Below are 15,948 nucleotides of genomic sequence, written 5' to 3' on the forward strand. Positions count from 1 at the left end.
TCTTAAATTATAGACCTTATATGGAATATTTATGCGGTCACAGAACACGCGTAATTGTTTGGTTTTTACCTTTTTCTTTTGCTTTATAAAGTAATTTATCTGCAGCTGAGACTATATTATTTAATTCCGTAGATTGTCCTGGCTCAATGCAAATCAAGCCGATACTCAGTGTGACATTTTTATGGCGGTTTTCTTTGCTAAACTCTTCCCTGATACTTTCGCAAAGTTTACTCACTTCAGTTATGGGTATATTTGATAGAATTACAGCAAATTCATCGCCCCCTAATCGAACCAAAACATCTGTAGTCCGCCGCATCGATTTTTTAAGAACAGAGGCAACAAATACAAGGTAACTATCACCATAAGGATGGCCGAAATTATCATTTATAAATTTAAAATTATCGATATCAATTAAGATAAGACCAAGAGGATATTTATTACGCTTCGCTCTATTGAGTTCCTGCAAGAGAGCATTATCAAAATAACGTCTGTTATATAAACCAGTCAGGGGGTCAGTGATGGACATCACCCTAATTTCTTCGTTAGAAGCTTCCAGCTTTTTATTGGAAATAGATAGCTCTTTAATTAGAAAATCTTTCTGATTATCCAGCTGAAGTATTTTTTCTAATAAATTAGAGTTCGTCTTAGCTATTGTAGCAACCATAATCACAAACAAAATGAACATAGTTGCTAAGATAGCTCTTTCTACTTCAAAAAATGAATAATTGTAAATTATAACCGGTAAAAACATAGGAAAAATATAAGAATAATAAGCGGGCAAATATCCTGAAAGAGAGGTTGCTGCCCCTGCTGAAAGCCCCCCAAATATCAAAATAACGGTAACCTCATTAACTTCTGATAAATAGGGAATAAAGATAAGATAGCAAGCGCCCCATAGACATCCCATTAATAAAGTAAGCATCAGAAATAAAAGTGCTGACTTTGCATTTTTTTCTTGATAAAGATGATGGCTAACTACATATTTGCAATAAAATAGTCTAATAAGACTTACAATAACGATCCCTAAAAACCAAAGTAAAATGGGTGTATAAGGTATTTTTTTATATATAAATTCTAGGCAGAGCAAGCCAGAAATAACGATATTGAAGGGAATGGCTTGCACTGAACTCTCAAGCACCAAAAGATAATTTTCAGATTGTAGTAATTGTCGATCCAATTTATTCATCTGACAACCTAAGAGTTAGACATCCCTATCACCTGTATTTTCATTATAGCATTTGCTTAAAACTTCAACTTAAACACGAGCTATTTAGAATGACGAAACCCTAAAAAACAACTAAACTTTATTCAGTATTAAAGCTTGAGATTTAATCATGAGCGCTCCGATTCAACAGTTTTTTTCCTCAGAAGCCTATGCAGTCATTGGTGCATCCACAGATAGAGAAAAATTTGGCAACAAGGTGTTGCGCTGTTACTTGCTCAATAATAAAACTGTCTATCCCGTCAATCCGCGCAATGGTTTCATTGAGGGTCTAACCTGTATTGCTGATATTGCAGCCTTACCTGACACGGTAAAGAGTATTTCTATTATCACCCCGCCAATAGTTACTGAAATCGTCGTTGAGCAGGCAATAAAAAAAGGGATAAAAAACATCTGGATGCAGCCCGGCGCAGAATCAGAATCTGCCATTAGAAATTGCCAGAATAATCGAATCAACGTCATTGCTAATGGACCTTGCATACTCATTGAATTAGGCTTTGCTGAACATTAGGCAGATTCTAGAGCCCACTAGAAAATCTTAGCAAACTGTTTATACTGGTGTTTTGCATTTACCTATCGTCTTTATTGCAAGGAGCACCGATGAGATACCAGTCAATCTTAACAGCCTCAGCTATTTTCCTAGCTAGCAGCAGTACATTCGCGGGCACTATGGGCTCTGTAGAACAACCCTCATGGACCTGGTTTGGCACATTCAGCGCTGGCCCTGTTTGGGAAAATGGTGGTAAAACACAAACCTTTTATCTAACACCCAGTATTGAAAAAACATATAAGTCGAATAAATCCAACAAAGCCTTATTCGACGGTGAAATTTTTGTTGGTTTGCAAAAAGCACTGTCGCAGACTTTCCAAGGCCAACTAGGTTTAGCTGTTGCAGCCACTAATTCCGCCAAACTTTCTGGACATATTTGGGATGATGCTGACCCTTTATTTGATAACTATATCTACAACTATAAAATTCAGCACACGCATATCGCTGTAAAAGGAAAGGTCCTTGCCGATGCAGGCTTCTGGGTTATGCCTTGGTTAAGCGCCAGTGTCGGAGTTGGATTTAACAATGCCCATGGTTTTAACAATACACCAACTATTTTTGAGGCTGAACAAACGCCTAATTTTGCCTCCCATACCAAAACAACCTACAGCTATACCTTAGGTGCGGGAGTACAAAAAGCCTTGAATAGCCATTGGCAAGTGGGTGCCGGTTATGAATTTGCCGATTGGGGAAAATCAAACCTTGGCCGAGCCCCAGCTCAAAGTCAGGGAAGCGGTTTGAAGCTTAATCATTTTTATACTAATGGGGTTTTGTTCAACATAACTTACGTAGCTTAAACCTGCTTTGTTGAAATTCCGAGGAGATCCCGCGGTCAAGCCGCGGGAATTCGATATCGGGGCGGGGCTGACCTATTACAAATACGTACGTCATGTCGAACGTAGAGAGACATCTCCTGAGTGTGGCACTGTGCTAATCCCGGAGATCCCTCACTATGTTCGGGATGACGGGCGATGTTTGGATGACGGGAGTGACCTATTACAATTCGAGTACCTTCCCCTAAAATAGGCAACAGCGCCCCCCAATTAACACACGCTCAGCTTGTTTAACGCAAAATAACTCCCCTCCTCTCGATGAGACTTGTAGAGCATGGAGCCTTTCTTTCTTAAGTTGCTGAGACCAATAAGGAACCAAAGCACAATGCGATGCACCAGTCACTGCATCCTCCCAGTTTGGTTTGTTGGGATAGAAGGTGCGAGAAACAAAATCGACCTCATCCCCTGGGGCGCTAACTACAATCCCTGGATGAGCTAAGTTTTTTAAGATCTCAATTTTCGGTTTCAGATCTTTTACCTGTTGAGCATTTTCCAGAATTACCAGTAAACGATCACCGGCATCATAGACAGCCTTGGCTTGTAGCCCAGCTAATCCTACCGCCAAATCAGATGGGCAACTTATTAGGGTCAAAGGTTTCTCTGGGAAATTGATGAAGACGAGCTCCCCTTCTTGTCTTGCCTTTAATTCACCAGCCTTGGGAGAATAAAAACTGATTTCTGCAGCCTTATTCAATTTCTTTTGAAAAATGACCGATGAAGCCGCCAGAGTGCCATGCCCACACAGCGGTAATTCCGACAAGGGAGTAAACCAACGAATATAAAATTTATCATCAAGCAAACTAACAAAGGCAGTGACTGGCAACTGATTCTCAATAGCAATAGCTTGGCAGGCCTCCGAATCTATTGGATCTTGAGAAATACTAACCGCAGCCGGATTTCCTAATAAATTATGCCCAATAAACGCATCTACCTTTACCATTGAGTTCATAGAGTTACCCTTAAAAAATGTCAGTTATGGATAGGAATCCTCTAATCTGTTCCGAAACCCCGTGGCTTGACCCATAGGTATCTACACAAATGTCCCTCCTTGTCACAACATTACGTCATCCAGAGCGCAGCGAAGGATCTCCTGAATGTGGCACCGTGCTAATCCCGGAGATCCTTCGCTGCGCTCTGGATGACGTGCGGCTATTACAGTCACTTGTGTTGATACCTATGGGCTTGACCACGGGGTCCATGAGGCTTTTACTGCCACCAGATCCCGCGGTCAAGCCGCGGGAATTCGGGTCTTTTTTGGGATTACCCATTTTTGTCCCGTACAAAGCAAAACATAGGGAAAAATGCTTTCCCTGGTTTATTGCGAAGTCACTAAAAAATTAACTACTGCCTTATTAACTTCCTGATGCTGTTCTAAGGGGCTTGAATGTGCTCCGGGGATTAATACAAATTGTGCATTTATGCCCTTTGCAAGCTCCTGGCTTTCACTAGGTAGAGCAATAATATCTTCAACAGCCGCAATTACTAGGGCTGGCGCTTTGATTTCATGCTGCCAACTCTGAGAATTAAAAGTGGGGATATTGCGACATTGGCGTATTTGATCCTCAATCGACTGCGGATAGGGATTGCCTGTTATTGCATCTTTAAATGCAATAATGTTTTTTGGATCGGACATATATGCACTTGAAAAAAACCAAGGCATTGCTGCTTCGATTAATAAGTCAAGAGAAAGATCTTGTTTGCGAAGATTTATGAGGCTTTCCAGAGCAAGGTCTGTTCTTCTATTAAATTTCCCAGTCGAATTTAAAATTATCAGCTTGCCAATTTTATCAGGATATTTTTTTGCAATAATTTGCGCAATTGCCCCCCCCATTGATTGGCCTAAAATATGAGGACGCTTAAGTCCTAAATGCTCAATTAAGGCCATCGTGTCCTGCGCCATATCGTCGAGGCTAAACAGAGCACCATCATCCGTTGTTTGACCAACAGCGCGATTATCAAAGACTAAAACCTGAAATTTTTTAGCAAGCTCATCAAGCATCGCGGACCAGAACAGATGATCGCAGGTATATCCTGCAACAAGCACCAAGGGTTCGCCTTGACCATGAACTTCATAATAAATAGAAGCCCCATTTACCTTTAGAAAAGCCATACTTATTTCCTTTAAAAAGCTTATAGATTAAATCGTTCAGATTCTTATATCACATGGGGAAGTCTAAAACACTATTCGGTATCGCGTACTTCGCCCACCACCTAGCTTCTCAATACAGCCTTTTTCAAGTAGATCAGTCAAATGCCTGGTGGCCGTAGCCTTTGATACCTTGGTAATTTTTCTATCAGGTTGAACGAATTGGAAGCTTAAAAAAAACGGAGCATAGATAGCTATGTGAGTATTTTTTTAGAATCCACTCTCATCAATAAGGTAAAAGCCAGATTTGAGTGCAGGTTGAACGAAGTGGAAGCTAAAAAAAACGGAGCATAGATAGCTATGTGAGTATTTTTTTAGCTTCCACTCTCATCAATAAGGTAAAAGCCAGATTTGAGTGCAGGTTGAACGAAGTGGAGGCTAAAAAAAACGGAGCATAGATAGCTATGTGAGTATTTTTTTAGCTTCCACTTCGTTCAAGATGCGCCAAATATGGCTTTTACCAGCCACCGCCACCGCCACCGCCGCCCCCTCCTCCCGAAGAGCCACTATCGCTCATCCCCGAACTCGATCCCGGAGCCTCGGTTGAAGAACTAACAGCCGTAGCAAATGCACCAGCAAGTGAGGAAGCAAGTGCTGCTGAACTAAAAGCTGTTGAGTCATGATACCAGCTTGGTTGGTAGTCAGTCTGGGAAAGAATCGTCGTGAATTGCTCTGCCCAGCGTTGCTCCACACCCAAGGCGAGAGCATAAGGCAAATATTTTTCAAAGATCTCTGGGGTAAGATTGGGGGGATTGCGGAAATTCATGCGGTCTTTTTCTGTCGCATTGAGGAATAATTTAAAGCCCAGAGTATGTGCATTAATTTCTTGTCCTAACTTTGTGGGGTAACTTAACAACCTGTAAAAGATCAAATTAATGCCAACAAGAATAAGAACTAGCAAACAATAGAGCCACGTTTTCGCAGCAAAAACAGAACTACCCATCCCATATACAAAGGACGTTAAAAAACTGAAATAGGCTATTAACCCTAAAGTAACTAAGATTTTTTTCTTCAATCTGGAGCTATCTACCTTTGCTAAAATAAGGGGGGTGGCCATGAAAAAGAGGAGGATACAGAGAACCGGCCACAACTGATCATTGATTAAAGCCATGATTGCGAAAAGAATGAAGGTTAGGCCAACGCCAATCAGCTTGTGTTTGTAATTAGTGACAAAATGTTGCGATTCATAGTCATTTTTTAAGCGATCGCTAAAGAATGTCTCGATATTATTTGTCTGCTTTTTCAATTCAAAAATATTAGCTCCCCCAAAAAAGAAGGCATGTCCTAACTCCGCCTCTTCAGCGGCCAAAGTACCCTTAAAATCAGGCTCTTTTATCAAGCTATAATTTTTTGAATTCTCATCTTTTTTAATTTTTAGAAAGCCTTTAACAGCTAAATTCAACAGGGCAGAAACCAATACTTTTTTGTCATAGGCCATGCGCAAAATATAACGTAAGGCAGCTGGGGTATAACCCTTTGGCGGCTCATATTCTGGTATTACAACTTGAGCCTGTTTCTTAGATCTGATTCCGAGCCATACACAACAGTAATAAATAAAGATCAATAGCGAACCTGCAGCTAAAATTACTAATAATTGATTATTTTCCAGCTGATAAAATGAAATTTCGCTGACAAACCCCTTTTTCCAACCGAGAGCTATTGTTAACCCCTGGTTTGGCTCCAAAGGCTTCGTTGTTTGAAAAACAAGAACCTGTTCATTCTTAAGGGGTTCAGCAAGATAATTTTGCTCACGACTTCCTTGCACCCCAGTGTAAGCGGTATAACCGGTAATTGTTTCAAAGGCACCCTTTGGTAGCTGCACTATTGCCTTTGCTTTTAAGATGGGATATGCCCAAGCATTACCCGTCACATTCCAATAAAGTTCATCATGATCCTTGAAATAACCCAATTCGCCCAAGGCACTATAGGTTATGGTAAAGGTATAAGTCCCCGCAGCTAATAGCCGATCTTTGTCACCAACATAAATACGGACGCCATTCGATAGATCGTTCTCAAAATGAGGGGTCTCTTGTCCATTCATCTCTGTTTTTAAGACCTTAAATTGAATGTTTACCGCTCTATTAGGTGTTTGATAGCGAGTTGGAAAATCACGATAGATACCGTGTTGAATTGATTTACCATCAGTGGTGATATTAATCTGCTCTTGTACAAGTAAATCACTATTGGGCCTTACATAAATTAGACTATCAAAGGAATTAATAACTGGAGTTGCTTCTAAACTAAAGGAGCATAAAAGGCTAAATAAAAACAGAATAGTTGGATTCATCATAGGCTTAGACCAATTTATAGAAGAGCTAGATTGAAGAAGGAAGGGGATCCTTCCCCATATAATAACTCACAAAGTCATTTTGCTTATACAGCAGGTTTCTGTTTGGTTGTAGCGCGCTCAATAGTAGAACTAGGGGGTCTCTTAACAACAATACCACCTGATATGTTTTCTAACTGCTTGTCATCAAGTTGGTTTTTCTTAGTCTTTTTTTCCTCAACCCTTTGATTTTTTCCTTGCTTAGCTTGAGTCTTCATAAAACACCTCCGTTTTTATCAAACCCATTCATAATTATAGTTAATGCCAACAACCTGTTCAAATATTAATTAAAACACCTAATAGAGGACATAGGGAAGCCATATTTTTACTGTTATTGTCCTATCAAAGATTGGTTTAGCATGCTTGAAAAAGAAGAAATTGGGGCATCCTTCCCCATATAGTGACTTTGTTATTAAACTATTTTTCGCGGTATCGGCATGGCAACTTTTCTAGCAATCATACCACCGGATATATTTTTCAACTTCTTGTCATCAAGTAGGTTTTTCTCATTCTTTTTTTGCCCACTACTTTGATTTTTTGCTTGCTTAACTTGAGTTTTCATAAAACATCTCCGCATTCATTAACTTCTTTTTAGTATGGTTATATGGACAAATTGTTCAAATATAAATCATCAATCATACCAAACCTGAAGGTGGCAAATGGAGTCCTACTCCATTGAAGAAAAAACCGGGGCATCCTTTCCCGTATAGTGATTTTATTTTATAAGCTCGTCACGATGAGATCTAAAAGGTTTGGTAGGTCTAATCTGAGCTTTAGTAACAGCCCAAGCACCACCTGATATATTTTCTAACTTCTTGTCTTCAAGTAGTTTTTTTTGATTCTTTTTTTGCTCACCACGTTGATTTTCTGTTTGGTTAACTTCAGTTTTCATAAAACACCTCCGCATTAATTAACCCCAATTTTTAGTATAGTTAATAAGGATTAATTGTTCAAATATTAATCAGCTGCTCCGGTGTGATGCTAGTACAATAACCTTTTTTTCTTTGTGAATTGATAAAAATAACCCTGCTTAGCGAGGAGTTCTGTATAAGTTCCTGATTCAATGCACTGGCCTGAATCAATAACGTGGATAATGTCAGCCGAACGAATTGTACTTAGGCGATGAGCAATAATCACTCGGGTAACCTTTAAACTCTCAAGTGTTTCCTGGATTAGATGCTGTGCCTTATTATCAAGCGCGCTTGTTGCCTCATCAAATAGAATGATTTGTGGGTTAGCGCTCAAAGCTCGAGCAATATTTAATCGCTGTAACTCACCGCCAGAAAAGGTTTGAATACCGTCGCTTAATAAGGTATCCATGCCCATCGGTAAGGCCTTAATCGTTGCTTTAAGCCCCACTTTTTCAACTATTTCCCAAGCTTCTTCGCGAGTAAGATCATAATTATTCCCCGCAATATTTTCAAAAATAGATCCAGGAAAAGGTTGTGATGATTGCATCACAGTGCCGATTTGAGATCTTAGCCAGTGGCTATCTAAATTCATTAGATTGATTCCGTTATATAAGATTTGTCCTGATTCTGCTGATTCTAAACCCAGCATCAACCGCAAAATGGTTGATTTTCCGGAACCACTAGCACCGACAATAGCAGTAAAAGAGCCTGGTTCAATTGTTAAATTAAAATTTGTCAGCACCGGTTTTTCACTACCCGGATAACGAAAAACAATGTTTTGCAGATTGATCACCCCATCCAAAGAAATATTGCGATTTTTGCTGCTATTGTCTTCTGGTAAGCTGTCAAAAATTGGCTTGGCTTGTTTAAATAAGGGTAGAACATCAATACTTTCACTGAGGGCTTTGGTTAGCGCTGTTAAGGCTGAGACATAGGAAACAAAAGCTGCATTGAAGATGATGAAATGACTAAAACTGATGCTGTCTTCACGCCAACCCACTAAGCTATAAAGCACTAGAGTACTAAGACCTAAAAATCCGATATTGAAGACCTCTACGCCACCTTGTAAATTACTGACTCGATTGCTGGCAATGAATTTCTCTGAAACCTCCTTTTGCCATAACTCGTAAGCCTCTTTTTCCTTATTAGCCACCCTGATTTTCATGATTGAATTGACTAAATTCAATAAGGTTCCAAATAACGAGGAATTAATTTTGGTAATCGTTCTTTCTTGCTTAAGAATGAGCCAATTCATAGTCACAGTAAAAATGAATAAGACTAGAATCATAGCCAGCACAACAGAGGCCAAGAAGAAATCAATATAAGTCATCAGGCCTAGGTAAGCTATTGAAGCAAGACCGGTGACAATTGCACTAATTGCATTAGCACTCAATCGCTCCTGAATAAGTTGCGGGATCACGAGCCGATAGGCTAAGTCACCAGCAGAGAAGGGTTTAAAAAACGATAAGGGTAAATTGATTAACCGGTCCCAAACACCGACCTGGGTCTTATATTGTATTTTTATTTTGATTCTCAATAACAACATGGTTTGTAATAGTTGCACTAAAACAACCGTTACCACTGTCACTGCTAGAATACCTGAATACTCTGTGAGTAATGAAAGGTTAGAATTGGGAATAACTTCATCAAAAATAACCGCTGTTAAAATAGGAACGACAAGTAAAATAGCGCTGTTAATTAGTTGATAAATAATGAATTTTACTAGATCGCTTTTAACCCCCGAGATAGCAAAAGCAACTATCTCTTTTAAACCAAGCCTCTTTTTTGGAAAGGTTTGATAAAAAAGATAAGCATCCAGGGCAATTTCGGCGCCTAGCTCTTTATTAATCTTTTTCTGTGTTCCTTCTTTGAAATTAAAGAGAGTATATTCCATTTTATTGTTTGGAATTAAAGCGCAGAGTTGTTGATTATAAAGAACAAGCAGTGGTCCATAATCGGCTTTCCACCAATTTGATTTTAAATGAATTTTACGTAATTGAATTGCATTATTTTCAGCAACTAAATGCAGATAATCTACAGCTGAAGGATTACGGGTTAAATCAATACTTGGCTTGGATAGATGCAAATTTAATTCTTCGGCAACACGCTGACAGGCAGCAAAATAAGCTTCAAATTGATCCTGATATTTGAGCGTTGTATCCACTTTATTCTTGTAGATACTATCAATCAGGTTTAGGCTTGAGTTTGGCAAGTCATTGCTGTTACTCACATCTCCTCCCTAATCATCAATGTTCTATAAGTACCCGACTGGTTCATCAAACTATCGTGAGTGCCTTGTTGAGAAAGCTCCCCTTCTTCTATAACAAAAATCCTATCACTATCAGTAATTGTGCTGAGACGATGGGCAATTACCACAATTGTACTCTGGCTTTGTTTTAACCGTTGATAAACCTTCTCTTCCAAAATGGGGTCCAGTGCAGAGGTTGCCTCATCTAAAATTAATAATTTCGGAGAGCGTAAGAGAGCCCTTGCTATCTCAATACATTGTTTTTGGCCGCCACTGAACATATTCCCTGTCTCAGTCATCATTAGACCGAGACCGCCTCGAGCCATGATGCATTCATACATATTAACCTGCTCTAAAACCTCATACATTTTTTCATCTGACAAGCTGTTATCCCATAAGGACAAATTATCGCGCAGCGTCCCTCTAATAAATAAAATATTCTGATCAACATAAGCAATGAATTTGCTCAAAGCTTGAGGACTGTAGCGTTCCAACTCTAAACCATTTAAAGTTATAGAACCTGACCAAGGCTTATTCAGACCACAGAATAATTTAGCCAGAGTTGATTTACCGCCCCCTGAAGGGCCAACAATAGCAACGCGTTCAGAGGGTGCTACCTGCAGAGACAGATTATAGATAGCTGGTAATTCCAGCGGCGAGTAGCCAAAAACAAGATTACTGACTTCTAAAATAGGCCCAGTATTTTTTATGACAAGATCTTGTTCTAAAGGCTCTTCTTCCTTGAAACGAGAATCAACTTTGGTGTCGATAATGTCATTTAATCGTACAACATCTCCTTTTAATTGGCGAAGCTGGTTAACAAATTGGATAAAGCTGTTGAAGGGCACTAGCAACATGAGAATTAAAGCTTGTATGGCAACAATAGTACCGATAGTAATAGAACCATGGATCACTAAATAAGCCCCCAAACAAATCATTATCACGTTAATAACAATGCCTAACAGGGTTGGCAGCGTTGTCCCTAGCTGATCGATAAGCATAATATCTGCCTTCGTTTTTACCAGCTTAGTATAAAAGGAGATCCATCGATTAAAAAAATGTTGCTCTAAGGCCGCTATTTTGATCGATTCAATCTGTTGAATGCCATTCACTTGTATAGCCTCCAACTTTCCCAAGTTCTGAGAGTATGACAAGCTTAGGTTATTCAATTTCTTTTGTGTAATTAGCAAAAAAATAAAGTTAAGCGATAAAAAAAATAACAGGCTTAACCCCAGGGGTAAACTTAGAAAACAAACGATGAGAATGATAATCGCCATTTCAAGCAGGCTGACGCCGGCGGTTATCATTTCATCGGACAAGGCTTTGGCAATTTTTTCACTAATATTGCTACGCTCAACAATATCCCCACTGGCACGCTGTTGAAAATAATGCATGGGCACATGCAACAAATGCCAGATAAAATGGAGTGTATTCACAATTTCCAATTTAATTTGCAGCCTGTTGAGCAGCCTTTTTTGTAACCAGGTTAAGAGAATGCTTGCGAGGGATGTAAAACTTAATACAACAAAAATAGTTTTGAATAATTCATATTGATTATTAATTAGTACCTGATCAATAAAGGCCTTAGAAAAAATAGGAATAGATACTTTGGGGATAATTAAGGCCATAGTTAGCAAGAATAAATAAACCAAAGGCAGTTGGTTTTTTCCCAAGCGCCAGAATAACATCCTCAATAGGCTAGGCGGCGGCTTGCCCCCTTTCTGAAACGCCTCTCCTGGTGTCATCTGCACCGCTATTCCTGTATATCCCTTATCAAATTCGTCCCAACTTACAGAACGCGGACCTGAGGCTGGATCATTAAGAAAAACCTTCTGTTGATTGAATCCCTCTACAACTAAAAAATGATTAAACTCCCAATAAACAATAAAAGGTACGGCGATTTGATCTAAGTCATCGATATCTAAATTAGCGCCATAGGCATCCATGCCATAGTTCCTTGCGGCCTTGAGAATATTAATTAGCTTCGAACCATCCCTAGAGACGCCGCAGGCAGTACGAGCCTCTTCTGCGGTGATATAACGCTGATAATAGCCCAGAATAATCGACAATACCGTGGCGCCACATTCTGTGGACTCCATTTGAATAATCGTCGGTGTTCGTATTCGTTTCTGATAGTCCATGTCTATTGACCATTTTCTTTAATAATATGTTTAATGTTCCTAATCAAAAATCCAATGGGTCTTATCTTTTCTACATTAATACTTGTATCCACCAAGCTACCCTGGGTAAATTGCAAATCAGGGCCATTGGAACTAGTCCATTCATAGCCACTCGTGGTTTGCGGATTTTTCTCTAAGCGAATTCGCACAGATAACATGGGTTGGCTAGTACCAAAAAAGGCAGAGAGTTCGCTACTCTTCACCATCGACAGTACATTTTGCTGAGTCACAGGGAACAAGGAAAAACTATCAACCTTACCTTTGATGGAACCATATTCCAGTTTATTGACAAAGGTAGGCACAACCTGTGCATCCATACCGACCTTAAGGAGCTTACCCTTAATTGCAGGAATAAAAACTAAGGCATATAAATCCTGATTAGCTGGGATCACACTAATTAATATTTGCCCTGGCGACACATAATCCCCTGCTTTCACGCGAATCTCAGAGATAACCCCAGAAACGGGGCTCATGACTACATTACTGGCTTCCCACTGTCTTTTTAACAGACCAAAGGCATATTTTTCTTTATAGATTAACAAGGCTAAATTTCGCTCTTTCTCCTTCCAAGCCTCTTTTAGCTCAATAAATTTTTCTTTAACAGCGATTAATTCGGCTTCACGCGCACTAATTTCTTGTTCGTAACCAAAGTACTCAACCCTTGTTGCAGTGACATTCGGTAGATCAATAATGCCTTTACTCAATGCCTTTTCTTTCAGTCCGATTAGGATTCTTAATTGATTAAGCTTTTCTCGAGCAACGTTTAGACTAAGTTGCGACTTTCCAACTTGTTCTGCAACATTAGTTTCAATCAGCGTGATTTCTTTACTCCCCTCCTCTATTAGCTCGTTTTGCACTTCGCGAAGCTGCCTGAGATAAACTCTTTTTAGATTAAGTTGGTTCAATAAGGGATTATTAAAATGGATAAGCGGCGTATTTTTATCAACCATCTGCCCTGGTTTAACCGAGATTTCACTAATCGTGCCTGGAGTGGTCGGCGCTTGGATGCTAATAATATCGGCTGAAACACTCATTAATATCCCCTTGCCTGACACGCGAATAAACAGGGTTCCCCAGAATAACCAGATGACAAAGGAAGCAATGATCAATAAAACAATCAAAAGCGTCAGCCAGTTATATGGAGAAATCACTTGAAAAGCCTCATCAAGAGATACTGGCCGGCTCGCCGTTTCTAATGCCCTTTTCCTAAATTTTATTTCATCTTCATCTGATTCAGTCATTATCCACTCTTTTTATTAGCTGTTCTTGCGCCTGCCTTAATCGTTTAGTAATTACCGGCAAGAGCTGCAGAGCTATTTCTGGATAACTCTGTAACTGCATCTGAAAATCCAGTGATGCTATTGCAAAGGTTTCAGTAGGCTCTATAGCAATCATAGAGGCTGAACGTGGTAATCCATCGATTAATGACAATTCACCGAGGATATCCCCAATTCCCACATCTGAAATATGAATTTTTTTATTGCTTGCCGTTTCAAAAAAAACTTCTACTTTTCCCGATTTGACTATATAGCAATAGTCCCCTTGATCACCTTGATGACAAAGATAGTCCCCTTTTTCAAAAGATTTAATTTGGGCTAAAGCGGAAATCCGCCATTGTATATTTTTGCTTAATGACGAAAATAAAGGCGATATTTTAAGTATGTCCAATAACTCCATTTTAAGTACTCCACCGCCTAGTGGTTGCTCTTGTTAGACCGAAAGACGCCTCACCATTAAGTTATCCGTTCGCGCTGAGGAGTGCGCTGGCGCACGTCTAAAAGCCTCACGGTGCAGGGCTTCGAGACGGCCTAAAGGCCTCCTCAGCCTGAACGGTTTTGATGTAACATCCTTAACTTGATGGCAGTGAGGTTAGCCTCTTCACTCCAAGCGCTTGTATTGCCATAACTTTATTATGGTTGCAGATGGGCAAAAATTCTAGGAAAGGCTAAGAACCCACAACCACGTCATCGAGAGCACAGCGAAGGATCTCCTGAATGAAGCACTGGGCTAATCCCGGAGATCCTTCGCTGCGCTCTGGATGACCTAATGTTGAGACAAGGAGGGACGTGACATTACAAATGTCTATGGGTCAAGCCGCGGGGATTTGGAATGGGCTAGAAGGTTTTTATTTTTTGTCTCTCGGGAAAATAAGAAAGCAAAAAAGGCGATGACACAAGCTATACAGAAAAACGAAAACTTGCCTGATGCTCTTTTAATTCTTTTCTATTCAATGCGTTAATATTTGAAAAAAAACTTTGCACAGCATTGAACTCAGCCTTTGCCGAAGACTCAAAGATTATTTCATCATCAGTTCCCACCACAATCTCCCTTCAGGGACGAAGGGAGAAATAATGTGGCCAAAGTGCGGAAGGGGAAAACATCAACTGAATTATTACTGTATTGAACAATTTTCCGGCTCGTTTTGATTAACAGGAGCTGGTGGATTAGTCGGAACAGGTTGCTTATTAAATTTATGACGATTAGGCACTCCAAGCTCTGGAAGTGTTTGATTCAGCGAGTCTGTAGGGATCTTAAAGGCATAATAGCTACCCTCAGTGTCGTAAGAATAACCTCTAAATGTTTTATTAAAAGTCTGAGCTTCACTTTCCGTTTTGAAAGAGATTTTTTTACAACCATTTCCTGCATCAAATAACATCACAGTTGAACCAGGTATCAGTAATTTTATCCGTTTTCCTAGATTAATATTCTCCTCATGAGGATTTTGTTGTGGTTGCTGTAGATGTTGGGGCGCTGGTGCAGCACGAAAAGAGATACGCTTATCTTGCTGTATAGCATCCATAAGCTCATTAGTCTTAGCGAAAGGAATGCCAATCCAAGCTCGCCTTTCAAATCGTTGTTCTATGACAGGAACATTATTCTTCTTAAGAAAAGCCATGAATGTTGCTGGAACATGTTCTTCATTAAATAGAAAGACAACACATTCGCCCTTATCATGAATATCACCTGCAGCGGCTCTATTTGTATAAAGATTGACATATAATCCACGTCCCCTTAGCAAATCCTGATATTCACGCTCTTTATCTGCACTAACCAGGGTTTGATCAAAACGACTTTGCATAATTACCTCTCTATAAACTTCTTAGTTGAATAAAGTGGCTATTTTATAAGAGTAAGCTTAAAGATTTATTTGATGAACTACGTGAAAATCGCATGTATCGATAGAGTAATAGGCCTGCCTCCAGTCCTTTTTGGGGCAAACATCGATAAAGACCCCGTCATCCCGAACAGAGTGAGGGATCTCCGGGATTAGCACAGTGCTACACTCAGGAGATGTCTCTCTGCGTTCGACATGACGTACGTCTTCGGGAGCGCCCAGCCCCTTTGGGGCAAACATCGATGCTGAACCCTATCAAAATATTGTTAACTGCTATGCCCCCGAGCGGCGTGAACAAATTCATTTATCCTATAAACCCGCAGAAGAATTAACGGTTGATGAGATCTGCGTTAATGGAAAAAAACGTGACTATGGCTTTATTGTCGTTAACCTGCAAAATTATAAATATCACACTAA

16 protein-coding genes are annotated in these 15,948 nt (G+C 39.8%); 2 read left to right on the plus strand and 14 right to left on the minus strand.

Annotation, left to right across the window (positions count from 1 at the left end; genetic code table 11):
* Positions 1–37 precede the first annotated feature (37 nt).
* A complete protein-coding gene (locus BN1094_RS08795; protein ID WP_245614271.1) occupies positions 38–1,123 on the minus strand; it encodes a GGDEF domain-containing protein in 1,086 nt (361 codons plus the stop codon).
* Between the two features lie 208 nt (positions 1,124–1,331).
* On the opposite strand from BN1094_RS08795, the gene BN1094_RS08800 reads away from it, so the two are divergent.
* On the plus strand, positions 1,332–1,733 hold the full coding sequence (locus tag BN1094_RS08800; protein WP_043874063.1) for a CoA-binding protein: 402 nt from the start codon (positions 1,332–1,334) through the stop codon (positions 1,731–1,733).
* A gap of 89 nt (positions 1,734–1,822) precedes the next feature.
* The gene (locus tag BN1094_RS08805; protein ID WP_043874064.1) at positions 1,823–2,569 is read left to right on the plus strand and encodes an outer membrane protein; all 747 of its coding nucleotides are present in this window, start codon (positions 1,823–1,825) and stop codon (positions 2,567–2,569) included.
* A gap of 220 nt (positions 2,570–2,789) precedes the next feature.
* On the opposite strand, the gene BN1094_RS08810 is transcribed toward BN1094_RS08805, so the two are convergent.
* The 13 genes from BN1094_RS08810 to BN1094_RS08845 form a co-directional block, all read right to left on the minus strand.
* Positions 2,790–3,554, minus strand: coding sequence for a PhzF family phenazine biosynthesis protein (locus BN1094_RS08810; RefSeq protein WP_043874065.1), 765 nt, complete (start codon positions 3,552–3,554; stop codon positions 2,790–2,792).
* A gap of 366 nt (positions 3,555–3,920) precedes the next feature.
* On the minus strand, positions 3,921–4,715 hold the full coding sequence (locus BN1094_RS08815; protein ID WP_043874066.1) for an alpha/beta fold hydrolase: 795 nt from the start codon (positions 4,713–4,715) through the stop codon (positions 3,921–3,923).
* A 63-nt stretch (positions 4,716–4,778) separates the two neighbouring features.
* Positions 4,779–4,949: a hypothetical protein gene (locus BN1094_RS20305; protein WP_425411910.1), complete on the minus strand. Its 171-nt coding sequence runs from the start codon at positions 4,947–4,949 to the stop codon at positions 4,779–4,781.
* A gap of 259 nt (positions 4,950–5,208) precedes the next feature.
* The gene (locus BN1094_RS08820; RefSeq protein WP_043874067.1) at positions 5,209–7,041 is read right to left on the minus strand and encodes a DUF2207 domain-containing protein; all 1,833 of its coding nucleotides are present in this window, start codon (positions 7,039–7,041) and stop codon (positions 5,209–5,211) included.
* A gap of 83 nt (positions 7,042–7,124) precedes the next feature.
* Positions 7,125–7,295, minus strand: coding sequence for a bacteriocin (locus BN1094_RS19670; RefSeq protein ID WP_141650453.1), 171 nt, complete (start codon positions 7,293–7,295; stop codon positions 7,125–7,127).
* A gap of 194 nt (positions 7,296–7,489) precedes the next feature.
* Positions 7,490–7,639, minus strand: a complete 150-nt coding sequence (locus tag BN1094_RS19675) for a bacteriocin (RefSeq protein WP_176695282.1) — start codon at positions 7,637–7,639, stop codon at positions 7,490–7,492.
* Positions 7,640–7,792: 153 nt separating this feature from the next.
* Positions 7,793–7,969 carry a hypothetical protein gene (locus BN1094_RS19835; RefSeq protein WP_176695283.1) on the minus strand — a complete coding sequence of 59 codons (177 nt, stop codon included), beginning with the start codon at positions 7,967–7,969 and terminating at the stop codon, positions 7,793–7,795.
* An 89-nt stretch (positions 7,970–8,058) separates the two neighbouring features.
* Entirely contained in the window at positions 8,059–10,218 is a 2,160-nt protein-coding gene (locus tag BN1094_RS08825) for an ATP-binding cassette domain-containing protein (RefSeq protein WP_043874068.1), read from the minus strand.
* Complete coding sequence (locus BN1094_RS08830) at positions 10,215–12,377, minus strand: cysteine peptidase family C39 domain-containing protein (RefSeq protein WP_043874069.1); 2,163 nt, start codon at positions 12,375–12,377, stop codon at positions 10,215–10,217. Before BN1094_RS08830 ends, BN1094_RS08825 begins: the two co-directional genes overlap by 4 nt.
* 2 nt (positions 12,378–12,379) lie before the next feature.
* Entirely contained in the window at positions 12,380–13,657 is a 1,278-nt protein-coding gene (locus BN1094_RS08835; protein ID WP_043874070.1) for an NHLP bacteriocin system secretion protein, read from the minus strand.
* Positions 13,650–14,093 (minus strand): Crp/Fnr family transcriptional regulator, encoded by a 444-nt coding sequence (locus BN1094_RS08840; RefSeq protein WP_043874071.1) that lies wholly within the window; start codon positions 14,091–14,093, stop codon positions 13,650–13,652. The genes BN1094_RS08835 and BN1094_RS08840 overlap by 8 nt, the downstream gene beginning before the upstream one ends.
* Before the next feature lie 500 nt (positions 14,094–14,593).
* Entirely contained in the window at positions 14,594–14,734 is a 141-nt protein-coding gene (locus BN1094_RS19840; RefSeq protein ID WP_176695284.1) for a hypothetical protein, read from the minus strand.
* A 74-nt stretch (positions 14,735–14,808) separates the two neighbouring features.
* Positions 14,809–15,495 (minus strand): hypothetical protein, encoded by a 687-nt coding sequence (locus BN1094_RS08845; RefSeq protein WP_043874072.1) that lies wholly within the window; start codon positions 15,493–15,495, stop codon positions 14,809–14,811.
* Positions 15,496–15,948: the final 453 nt, after the last annotated feature.

Origin of the sequence: Legionella massiliensis (assembly GCF_000756815.1) — a bacterium.
GTDB classification, from domain to species: domain Bacteria; phylum Pseudomonadota; class Gammaproteobacteria; order Legionellales; family Legionellaceae; genus Tatlockia; species Tatlockia massiliensis.

Excerpts from the sequence above, each read along its gene's own strand:
- BN1094_RS08805 (WP_043874064.1), top strand. The coding sequence starts at position 1,823 with ATGAGATACCAGTCAATCTTAACAGCCTCAGCTATTTTCCTAGCTAGC.
- BN1094_RS08810 (WP_043874065.1), bottom strand. The coding sequence starts at position 3,554 with ATGAACTCAATGGTAAAGGTAGATGCGTTTATTGGGCATAATTTATTA.
- BN1094_RS08815 (WP_043874066.1), bottom strand. The coding sequence starts at position 4,715 with ATGGCTTTTCTAAAGGTAAATGGGGCTTCTATTTATTATGAAGTTCAT.
- BN1094_RS08820 (WP_043874067.1), bottom strand. The coding sequence starts at position 7,041 with ATGATGAATCCAACTATTCTGTTTTTATTTAGCCTTTTATGCTCCTTT.
- BN1094_RS19670 (WP_141650453.1), bottom strand. The coding sequence starts at position 7,295 with ATGAAGACTCAAGCTAAGCAAGGAAAAAATCAAAGGGTTGAGGAAAAA.
- BN1094_RS19675 (WP_176695282.1), bottom strand. The coding sequence starts at position 7,639 with ATGAAAACTCAAGTTAAGCAAGCAAAAAATCAAAGTAGTGGGCAAAAA.
- BN1094_RS19835 (WP_176695283.1), bottom strand. The coding sequence starts at position 7,969 with ATGAAAACTGAAGTTAACCAAACAGAAAATCAACGTGGTGAGCAAAAA.
- BN1094_RS08830 (WP_043874069.1), bottom strand. The coding sequence starts at position 12,377 with ATGGACTATCAGAAACGAATACGAACACCGACGATTATTCAAATGGAG.
- BN1094_RS08835 (WP_043874070.1), bottom strand. The coding sequence starts at position 13,657 with ATGACTGAATCAGATGAAGATGAAATAAAATTTAGGAAAAGGGCATTA.
- BN1094_RS08840 (WP_043874071.1), bottom strand. The coding sequence starts at position 14,093 with ATGGAGTTATTGGACATACTTAAAATATCGCCTTTATTTTCGTCATTA.
- BN1094_RS08845 (WP_043874072.1), bottom strand. The coding sequence starts at position 15,495 with ATGCAAAGTCGTTTTGATCAAACCCTGGTTAGTGCAGATAAAGAGCGT.